Annotated in this window: 9 protein-coding genes; 3 read left to right on the forward strand and 6 right to left on the reverse strand. The window is 50.3% G+C overall.

What is annotated here, in order from left to right:
- Positions 1 to 36: 36 nt before the first annotated feature.
- On the reverse strand, positions 37 to 732 hold the full coding sequence (locus tag PsAD37_RS04005; protein ID WP_057461032.1) for an orotate phosphoribosyltransferase: 696 nt from the start codon (positions 730 to 732) through the stop codon (positions 37 to 39).
- A 196-nt stretch (positions 733 to 928) separates the two neighbouring features.
- Positions 929 to 1975: a dihydroorotase gene (pyrC, locus tag PsAD37_RS04010; RefSeq protein WP_063295038.1), complete on the reverse strand. Its 1047-nt coding sequence runs from the start codon at positions 1973 to 1975 to the stop codon at positions 929 to 931.
- A gap of 409 nt (positions 1976 to 2384) precedes the next feature.
- Here pyrC and PsAD37_RS04015 point away from each other — a divergent pair, with 409 nt between their 5' ends.
- The gene (locus PsAD37_RS04015; RefSeq protein ID WP_208991676.1) at positions 2385 to 3056 is read left to right on the forward strand and encodes a nucleotidyltransferase family protein; all 672 of its coding nucleotides are present in this window, start codon (positions 2385 to 2387) and stop codon (positions 3054 to 3056) included.
- A gap of 340 nt (positions 3057 to 3396) precedes the next feature.
- Positions 3397 to 4053, forward strand: a complete 657-nt coding sequence (locus PsAD37_RS04020) for a nucleotidyltransferase family protein (protein ID WP_208991677.1) — start codon at positions 3397 to 3399, stop codon at positions 4051 to 4053.
- A gap of 98 nt (positions 4054 to 4151) precedes the next feature.
- Here PsAD37_RS04020 and PsAD37_RS04025 read toward each other — a convergent pair whose 3' ends face one another.
- From PsAD37_RS04025 to PsAD37_RS04035, 3 genes are all read right to left on the reverse strand, one after another.
- Positions 4152 to 5357 carry a hypothetical protein gene (locus PsAD37_RS04025; protein WP_063295040.1) on the reverse strand — a complete coding sequence of 402 codons (1206 nt, stop codon included), beginning with the start codon at positions 5355 to 5357 and terminating at the stop codon, positions 4152 to 4154.
- Positions 5358 to 5451: 94 nt separating this feature from the next.
- The gene (locus PsAD37_RS04030) at positions 5452 to 6240 is read right to left on the reverse strand and encodes a creatininase family protein (protein ID WP_063295041.1); all 789 of its coding nucleotides are present in this window, start codon (positions 6238 to 6240) and stop codon (positions 5452 to 5454) included.
- Positions 6241 to 6250: 10 nt separating this feature from the next.
- Entirely contained in the window at positions 6251 to 6898 is a 648-nt protein-coding gene (locus PsAD37_RS04035) for an NAD(P)H-dependent oxidoreductase (RefSeq protein ID WP_208991678.1), read from the reverse strand.
- 437 nt (positions 6899 to 7335) lie between these two features.
- On the opposite strand from PsAD37_RS04035, the gene ctlX reads away from it, so the two are divergent.
- Entirely contained in the window at positions 7336 to 8313 is a 978-nt protein-coding gene (gene ctlX / locus PsAD37_RS04040; RefSeq protein ID WP_208991679.1) for a citrulline utilization hydrolase CtlX, read from the forward strand.
- Here the strand turns inward: ctlX and PsAD37_RS04045 are convergent.
- Positions 8306 to 8776: a cupin domain-containing protein gene (locus PsAD37_RS04045; RefSeq protein ID WP_208991680.1), complete on the reverse strand. Its 471-nt coding sequence runs from the start codon at positions 8774 to 8776 to the stop codon at positions 8306 to 8308. The two genes, ctlX and PsAD37_RS04045, sit on opposite strands and share 8 nt — an antisense overlap.
- Between the last annotated feature and the right edge of the window lie 1068 nt (positions 8777 to 9844).

A 9844-nucleotide genomic window follows, 5' to 3' on the forward strand; every position in this document is an offset into this window, starting at 1 on the left:
TTTTCATGAAACCTATGTGTCTGGCTAAAGCACTGCTTAGAGCGGCAGTTCGCTGACACCGCCGTTGGCTGCGGACCATTCCAGCGGATTATTGAGGAACTTCTCAACTTCGTTCACCTTCTCAGCTGAGAAGTAATCGTTTGTGCGGCAAACGCGCAGGATGTCGTGCCATGTAGCAAGGTAGTGCAGGTTCACGCCATGCTCTGCCAGCTTGCCTTTCGTTTCCGGAAAGATGTCGTAGTAGAACACCACCAGCGTGTCGGTCACTTCCGCACCCGCCTTGCGCAGTGCTTCGCAGAACTTGATCTTGGACCCGCCATCGGTGGTCAGGTCTTCCACCAGCAGAACGTTCTGCCCCTCGTGAATATCACCTTCGATCTGCGCATCACGGCCATAACCCTTTGGCTTTTTGCGCACATACTGCATTGGCAGTGCCATTTTGTCTGCAATCCACGCAGCAAACGGAATACCAGCCGTCTCACCGCCTGCAATCGCATCAAACTTCTCAAAGCCCGCATCACGCAGCAGGGTTGCCACGGCAAACTCCATCAGGGTGCCACGAATGCGCGGGTAGGAGATCAGTTTACGGCAGTCGATGTAAACCGGGCTCGCAAGACCGGATGCCAGAATGTACGGCTCTTCTGGACGGAAGTTCACCGCCTTGATTTCCATGAGCATTTTTGCGGTCAGTTCCGCCATCACTTCGCGGTCAGGAAAAGAATTGGAAAACATCGCTGTCCCTCAAGTCACAGTAGGTGGTTTAGAGCGTATTCCCGAAAAGTGGTTCCGGTTTTCGGATAAGAATACGCGCGAAAACAAAGATCTGGAATGTGTGGGATGACAGGGAGCTGGCATCGCACGCATTCACGTCAAAAAAAAAGCAGCTTGCCCCGGCCATATTAGGTGCAAACTGCTTTGAAACTCATCTTTAGGTCTCAACCTTCCAGAATATATCAAATCCCGGATTGAAGAGGGTCACCGGCCCGTCCGGTGTTGGAATACTCGGCGGGTAACTGACCTTTTCATCGGCCTTTACCAGATCAATGGTCGCCTCGTTTGGTGCCATGCCATAAAACGCCGGACCATTGAGAGAGGAAAATGCCTCAAGCTTGTCGAGTGCGCCTTCCTGCTCAAACACATGTGCCAGACAGCTCATGGTATTTGGTGCGGAGAAGATGCCAGCACAGCCACACTCACACAGCTTGTTCTGGTCAAGATGCGGGGCGCTGTCCGTTCCAAGGAAGAAACGGGCATCGCCAGAAGTGGCCGCAGCACGCAGCGCAAGGCGGTGTTTCTCACGCTTCGCCACAGGCAGGCAATAGAAGTGAGGCTTGATGCCGCCGACCAGAATGTCATTCCGGTTGATGATCAGGTGGTGCGTCGTGATCGTCGCCGCCAGATTGTCACCACCAGACTTGGCATAATTGACGCCTTCTTCCGTGGTGATGTGCTCCATCACCACTTTCAGCTTAGGGAACTTGCGGCGGATCGGGTCCAGCACAGTCTCAATGAACACTGCTTCACGATCAAAGATGTCCACGTCAGACGTTGTGACCTCACCATGGACCAGAAGCGGCAAACCGATCTCGGCCATGCGTTCCAGAACACCCGCCACCTTATCAAAGTCGCGCACACCACTTTGCGAGTTGGTTGTCGCGCCAGCAGGATAAAGCTTCACCGCAGTCACCAGACCAGACTTGGCTGCTTGCTCCAGATCATCCGCATCGGTGGTCTCTGTGAGATAAAGCGTCATGAGGGGAGTGAAGTCGTGCCCCTCTGGCATGGCTGCCAGAATGCGATCCCGATACCCGGCAGCATCCTTGCTGGTGACAACAGGTGGGACCAGATTGGGCATAATGATCGCGCGGCCAAAGTTTGCGGAAGTTGACGGCAGAACGGCCTTCAGCATCTCGCCATCACGTAAGTGCAGGTGCCAGTCATCAGGCCGTCTAATGGTCAGGCGGGTCTCGGTCATCTTCATGCTCCGTGTGGTCGAAAGGCTGCGCGACACCGGTTTACTGCCCAATGCCACCAAATCTCAAGGAAAAACTGATGCTTTCGAGCATCTCGCACAAATACGTAGTTATGGGAACTAGCCCTTCGGGTGAAATGCGCTGCGTAACATTGCGAAAAGTACGCAGCTAGGTACTTCCCACTATCCACATCTTCATAGTTTCAAAGTGCCCCGCACAAATCCTATGCGAATCTACCTGTCAATTCTCACAGGTCGCCAAGCCCCAAATTTACATGGATTGATCTGGTGGGTAGATTATCATAATGTTCCTGTTATGTACTAAATTAATTCACTTTTAGTTCTGGTTTTTGGAGACGAGTCGTTACGGCAGTCTTCACAGCTTGATCTCTTTCAAATGAAAATCGTGTCCATGTCAGTTTTCACGGCCTCCGCCCCAACCGGCCATTCAACTCCCAAGGAGAAGATCACCTCCTTGCCAACACGTGTTTCCCCTGTTCATCATGGCGCAGGTGAGCAGGGGCGCGTGTACTTTATCGAAGAGGTCATCCGCTCAACCGTGCTCTATGATCTGCTGAAGATCCTGCGTGACGCTCAGTTACCAGATGCCTGGCTCGCGTCGGGTGCAATCTACCAAAGTGTCTGGAACGCACTGACGGGCAGGGAGGCCGGACACGGCATCAAAGATTATGACCTGATCTACCACGATGAGGCTGACACATCCTACGAGGCTGAAGACCGTGTGATCACCAGTCTCGCCAAAGCCTGCGAACCGCTAGCCCTACCGGTCGAGATCCGCAATCAGGCCCGCGTGCACCTCTGGTTCCCCAAGCACTTCGGCATGGACTATCCCAAACTCGGATGCTCGCTGGAGTCTCTCCTCTACTACGCCTCAACAACCCACTCCGTCGCCGCCCGCCTGCACGACGATGACCGCCTGCAAATCGAAGCCCCCTTCGGACTGGAACCCATCTTCCAAATGCAGATGCTCCCAAACAAAGTCCTGCCCAACGAAGACACCTTCACCCGCAAAGCCAACCGCCTCACAGAACACTGGCCGGAACTAACAATCGTCCTTTGGTAGGCTGCCCCCAAATTTTATCCGCCTACCCAAAAGCCCGCTTTTCGATCTCAAAAGTGGGCTTTTGGACGCCAACCACTTGTAATAATTGAGATAACGAACCGAACCATAACAACAAGCGACCCGCAATTGATCCTCAACATTGTTTACCAAGGTCCAACCCACCAATGGATTATCTCATTGGAATCTTTTAGTAGTTAGAAAGAGTAGAGCATCTCCTCGAGGCATGGGTTCCAGTCTTCGGATCAGGATATGCATAAACATGAAATGTCAGAGCATCACCCGTGATCTGGTTTGATCACCCGATACTCTGAAATGAACCGGTGCAGGCGTCATCAGGGCTATGCCAAAATTAGTGCGTCACTCAGCTTTGGCCAATGCCAACTTGGAGTACCTGGATCAGGCAACGCTCGCGGACCCTCAACTCACCAGTGAGGAGGATCGCAAGCGGTTACTTGAGCTGGCCCTGCGATCCAACGCGCATCTGATTTCCGCAATGAAGGGCATCAGATCCCTCCGCCTGCCGGACTGGTGCATCTCCGGCCCTTCCATCGCATGGCCTCTTTGGACTGCGTTGAAGGGCAAACCCGCCATGGCGGGAAATCACCAGCTCTACATCACCTACTACGATCCATCAGAGCAAGCCCTCGAAAAAGAAGCCACCTACTTGCGCCATATCCGTCAAATCCTGAGCGCTGGGCCATATCAGGTGCACCTGTCCAATCAGGCAGGCCATGTCATCCATCATGACAGCGAGCGGATGAGCAATGGAACACCCGTTACATGCACCGCAGAAGCTTTGGTGCGCGATCCCGTCCAAACCTATGCACTCGGCGTCCGCTTAGAGACCAACGGAACCTTCACCGTTCTGGCGCCGTTCGGATTGTCTGGCGTTTTTTCAATGAAGATGGAACGCAATACCGGATACTGCGACGAAGAGTACTTCCTCTATAAACTCCGCCGCGTTGAAGCCATGTGGCCGGGAGTTGCTCTCAGATAGCTTTTGCTGGGGCGTTTTCCCAAAAGGTGTCCCGGCCTCTGGGCAGGAATATGCGTGTAAACGAAGAGATAGATCTTGGCACGTGTACGAGCCATGTCTTAACGAAGCGGCTGAACTGGCAAATAGCCTCTTTCTATCAAATGTACGGTCAAACCAACTGGAAACGGCAGGGCAACTGCATTCTCGTAATCGCACTTTGAACTTGGTGATCTATCCGGGCAAGCATACTTCCGGAAATCCTCTTGATCACCCCGGCTTTTCTCTGTGGCTTGTGCGACAGCCTCCATCCCGTCTCCCAACCGCGCCCGAAGAGCTGCCCAACCTGCAAGGAAACCATTCTCGCCCCAAAGCGACTTCTCAGAGCCAGCTAACTCCTCGAGATAGGCCAGTTCTTTACGAAAAGCGGGCTGATAGACTGGGTCCATATTCACATCGGTGATTTCGTCGTAGTAGAGCTTTTCAATGTAAAGCGGCGCAAAACTGCCTGCGTATGGTGCGAAAAGATAAAAGAAGCTGTTGTCCGCACTAACAAGCTCAAGTGTGCCGTCACCATTCAAGTCCTCAAAGCTATAGCCATATCCACCATCCAACACCGCACCCTGAACCATCACCCAGCTTCCCTCTCGATTTTGCGTGATGATCTGTTGCTCCACACAGCAATGCGCCCCACCCGTAAACCGCTTGATCACGACCTGAGGAAACTCAGTCTCACTGGCAAGGCGAATAACTTCAACGCTCTGGCCGTACTGAGGAAAATAACTTGGCTCCGTCTCAAACGAGAACACTTTATTCTGCCCGGTCCATCCAACAACCTGCACCTTTGAATTCTTTGAGAATTCATCATTCGGGTCAGTCTGTTCCGTGATAAGGCCCGCATCAACACGCAACTTTTCGAGTTTCAGAGAAAAATGGTTCTGCGCTTCAAACTCTCCAAAACGCAAGTTTATGGCGGGCCAGACAGTCTCCAAGTAGCGGCGCCCGTGAGACAGATAAGCATCCTCAGGCAAATCAATCGCAATCTGCTGGCGCGCCAATTGAAGGTTTTTAAAGTTTACAGGGCCAACAACCACACCAAACCAGCCGCTTTCTGAGCGAACCACCCGCACTTTATCCTGATAGGGTGTCCCTTGCAGAGCTTCTTGAAAGCCTTCCGCCAGCTGCACAGCTTCGGTCGCATCCTGTTTGCTGGCAAAAACAAGCCATTGTTGCCCGCCTGAAAGGCTGAGACTGTCTGCTGCAAAACTGATGCGTGGCGTACTGAAAAGTGTGAGCAATAAAACTGAAATCACTTTTAGAAATTGCATTGCTCAACTCCACATACAGTACTAACTAAAATCAATTAAAACAGGTTCTCCTGGTTGCTTCAAAGAGTTTCGCCAAAGCTAGCAACAGGAAACACTAATCAAACCGATTGATGTCGAAATCCGCTGTCTCTTGTAAAAACTCAATAAAGCCATCCACTTGATGCTCGGCGGTCAAACGCCCTTTCTCTGAACTTGCATTTGCAGCATTTCCCACTGTCCCATGCGGGTTCAAATCAGAAGCAATCCAGCCATAAGAAGGGAGCCCGGTTGGCCCCAGCCGGGCATTTTCATCAAGATCTTGAGCTGTTGAGCGGAAGTCTTGTGCATGCAACATGTCAACAAGGTCTGCTCGGAAATGCAGCATCAACGAAGTTTCCTCATCGCCTCCATGCAGCCCAAACTTCAACTCTTCTTCGCTAAATAGCCCTTTTGGTGCTCCAAAGCTGGACCAATGACATTTGCCAACCAACATCTTGCAGCGAATGCGAAGCTCCCGTGCGACAATGCCAATCAGATCGAGATTACCTCCATGAGAGTTGGCGATGATCATTTTCCGGATGCCACAGGCGGCAACGGAAGCACCAATATCAATCCAGTGTTTGGCTGCTGTATCCGCTCTCAGTGAGAGTGTCCCAGGCGCATGAATATGTTCATCGGACTTCCCGATGCATTGCAAAGGCAGAATGCGGAAGTCTAATGCTTCCGGTGCACGGGCACACAAGGTCTCAAGCATGCCCTCATTAATGTATGTGTCCACGCCAAGAGGTAGATGAGGTCCATGTTGCTCAACAGCGGCTGTCGGCAAAATTGCAATAGTCCTTTGAGCGTCGACTTTCTCAAAGTCAGTGGTTTTAAAATCCATCCAATAGCGTCGAGGAAACATGGCGGGTACCTCAGGAGTCTGTCGCTGTCCTCAGGCCATCTTTAGTTGGCCTGATAGGAGGGGGGTATGCTTTGCAGAGGCCTCGGGTCTTTCGGTCAATCACCTTTAAATGACGAAGCCTCGAGCTTTCAGTAGAGCTGTCCATGTTGTAATGGGCGACATATCTGGTTTTTACCCAAGGATTGCAAAGCACACGCACGCCGCGCAAAATGGTTTTCTTGCCGGGCGTGCCCATAAGAAAACTAAGCCATCTTGGCGCACCGCAGGTGGTAAAAACGGCAAGTTTCTTAATGTTCTGCAAATTTGGTTTGATCGCACCCTCTTCAGTCAGCTTAAAAGCAACTCCTGGCACCAGCACGCGATCAAGCCATCCTTTGATCATGGCAGGCAAGCCATACCACCAGGTTGGGTAAACGAAGATCAGCGTGTCGCAGCGCTGCAGTACATCAATGTGGTGCTCAAGACCCTGTTTGTTGAGGAATGTGTTCAAATAGCTGTCCAGATCGCTCTTGGTAAGGACAGGCTGAAAACCCTCCTCATAAAGATCAATGAGATCCAGGCTGACGTGTTGACGCTTGAGTGTCTCCACCACCTGATCAAGGACAGCTTTGCTGAAACTTTCAGAATTTGGATGACAATAAACGATCAGGGCATGCATGTTTCTATCCGGTTCAAATGTATTTCTATCAATTTATACCATGCTTTATGTCAGTTGATGCCTGCTTCTCATTGAGTTTCATCATTATGATCCTATGAAAACCGTCAGGTCCGTAATCCTTCTTAATTCAGCTGAGATTTTTTGTAACCTAATGATAATATTAGGATAAATATGAAAAGTACTCAATTTTATTATGCTGACTCTACGGTGCATTGAAGTAATGTCTCAATATTTACACAATTTTGTATACTTTTTAGTGCGTACTTTCTGAAAGGCCAATTCAGAAGACAAGCTGTGAGCCACCAGGAGGAGGTGAGCCCCGGCAAGAAGAAGCGAAATCGCCAATCAAAAATAAAAACCGCTTCCAATCCTCCCAAAAAGTAATCTGCGCCCGATGAATGGTGCACTGTGTAACTCATCAAAAAGAAGCAGAACCAATGACGAACCACAGACCTACTCTCCGATCCGTTCAGGCTCCATCTGCCGTTGTTATGATCCGCCCTTTGTTTTTCAGCACAAGCAAAGATGCAGCTCAGAGCAGTTCTCGCAGTCTTATTGGTGAATCTCAAAGAGACATCGATTTTGCAGAACAGGCATATGTTGAGATTTCTGCCGCAGCAGATGAGTTGAGTAGGCATGGTGTTGATGTTCATCTGTTCGAAGATAAGTCCCGTGACACACCACACTCTGTTTTTCTGAACAATTGGTTGTCTACGCATGCAGGCGGTTATGTCACCATCTACCCAATGCAGGCGGAGAGCCGTCGAAAAGAACGTCGTAATGATGTAATCGAGCTTCTTAAAACCGAATACCGCATTCAGGATGTGGTTGATTTTTCAGACCTGGAAGATGAGCAGCAGTTCCTTGAAGGAACGGGCGCAATGGTGTTCGATAACGTCGAGCGCGTTGTATATGCAGTCCCGTCAAGCCATGCAGATCAGCAGGCTCTGGAACAGTTCTGTAATCATTTCAAGTATGAGCCGGTGATTTTTCAGGCGCAACATAGTGATGGTAGCCCTGTTACTCACACCAATGCAATTCTCTGCATTGGCACTGGCATCGCATTGATTGGATCAGATTTGATCACTGATCCCGCGAAAAAAGCAGAGATCCTTAATCGTTTAGAGCAGTCTGGACGTCAGGTTGTTCAGTTGAACAACGAGCAAATTGAAGCCTGCGCAGGACGTTCCATTGAGTTGCATAGCAAAACAGAAGGCTTGCTTCTTGCTATGTCCGAGGGAGCATACTCTTCTTTACATCAGGATCAGATCGATCTGATTGAGCAGAGCACCAAAATTGTTCAGTTGAAGCTGGATACCATTGAACAAGCAGGCGGCTCAGCCCGCTGCGCTATGGCAGGCATCCACCTCAACCTGCGCGAAGTCGAACCTGAACTGGAAACTGAAGCTACTTAAAGTTTCCCTGCTGAGTATCGTTTAAGTCCACAATATCGGTGACCGTCAGAACAGCTGGCGTGTCACCTTTATTTTTGACCCAATGCTGTACCTCAGAGTTTTCGTTGATCACTTCACCAAGCTTATGAATGACCGGCACACCGCACTCATTACTATACTCAACAAACTCGCCTTCTGTGACCAGCGCCAGAGCCGGTCGATTTTCATGACCATGTAAAAGAACGTGTCCTCCCGGTTGAACCGTAATGGTCCGCATACGAAGGTTATGATCAGGGATGTTGACCTTCTCTTTGCCAAGATCGATAGCATCGAGTTCTTCAGTCTCTACCAGATAGTTTTCTGTTGGAGCGCTATCGTCAATGGCTGAACCTTCCTGGCCAGGAGGACATTGTCCGGCCTGAGCAGAAGGAAGAGCTAAGCCTGCAAAAAGCAGTGTAGTCGCAGCGAGTATAATGGTCTTCATAGGGACCTCCAATGTTCCGGTCAGAACATAGCTCAACTGAAAATCCAAGGTGCCGGGATTTGAGAGCATGTTAAACTCCCCACGAAGCCAGCTGATAAGAAGCAACTAAAATCATCTCGCAGAATTTCTCCGCCATTTCCATAATCAGTGGCCTCCTTTGCGGGGATAGTTTTTTGGTTTGCGTTTATAAGATTTGATAGAAGGAGGATAAGTCCTGTCTCTCAGTTGGCCGGCGCAGGGGGCATTTGCTGATGTTGTTCTTAGTTCCGCGTCTTCCCAAACGTGCTGTTTCCTTGCCGTATTGAACATTTGAGCGCATAAAAACGCTGTTTCGCGCAAAACCACGCAAACGAACGCAATGGCGGGGCTTTCCATTGGGCGTCTCTCAGCACATTGATGCCATCTCGGCGAGTTCAGGCGCTACAGCCTGTGCCACGACCACCATACACCCTCATTCATTATTCAGTTTTCAAAGAACGCGGATTGCTCCGAAGTCTGCTTGCCAGCGTTCTGAGAGAGTGCAGTCTGATTTGATCGCGGTCTATTCCTGTAATGTTCTCCCTGAGTCTTTGATGGCCGGGAGTTGGAGCATGGAGAGTGGCTGGTGTGATTACGGGGAAATAAGGCGCTTTTAAACCTCTCGTTGGGGGAGGTTGATTAGATAGATTTGTCCCCCACAGGTCTGGTGTGGAATTGAAACGGCGTGTTTCTGCGGATTAGGTATGTTTTACACATAGGTAGATGATGTTTTTGGGTTTTTTTGTCGTTTTCAGGTTGACGGTTGGAGGGCTCAGGCCTATAACCCAGCTCATCGAGAGCGACGGCGCTGCCGGCGACGGCACGATGCGCTCTTGAGTTCCTCGAAAGGATTGATCGCTCAGGCTCGATCGGAAATGATTGAGTTGGTGAGTGATTTACTCTTTTGAGTGTGGGTGAAAGCCCTGTTCATTGACAATTGAATACGGAAGAAGAAAGAGAAACGTGGACGGCGGTTATTCGCGAGTGGTTTGGTAACAAGTCACTGTTACGGAATAGCTGACTTAGTTTACGTTTTTCAGAACACCAAAG

The sequence above is a fragment of the Pseudovibrio sp. Ad37 genome (genome assembly GCF_001623075.1).
Taxonomy (GTDB): Bacteria; Pseudomonadota; Alphaproteobacteria; order Rhizobiales; family Stappiaceae; genus Pseudovibrio.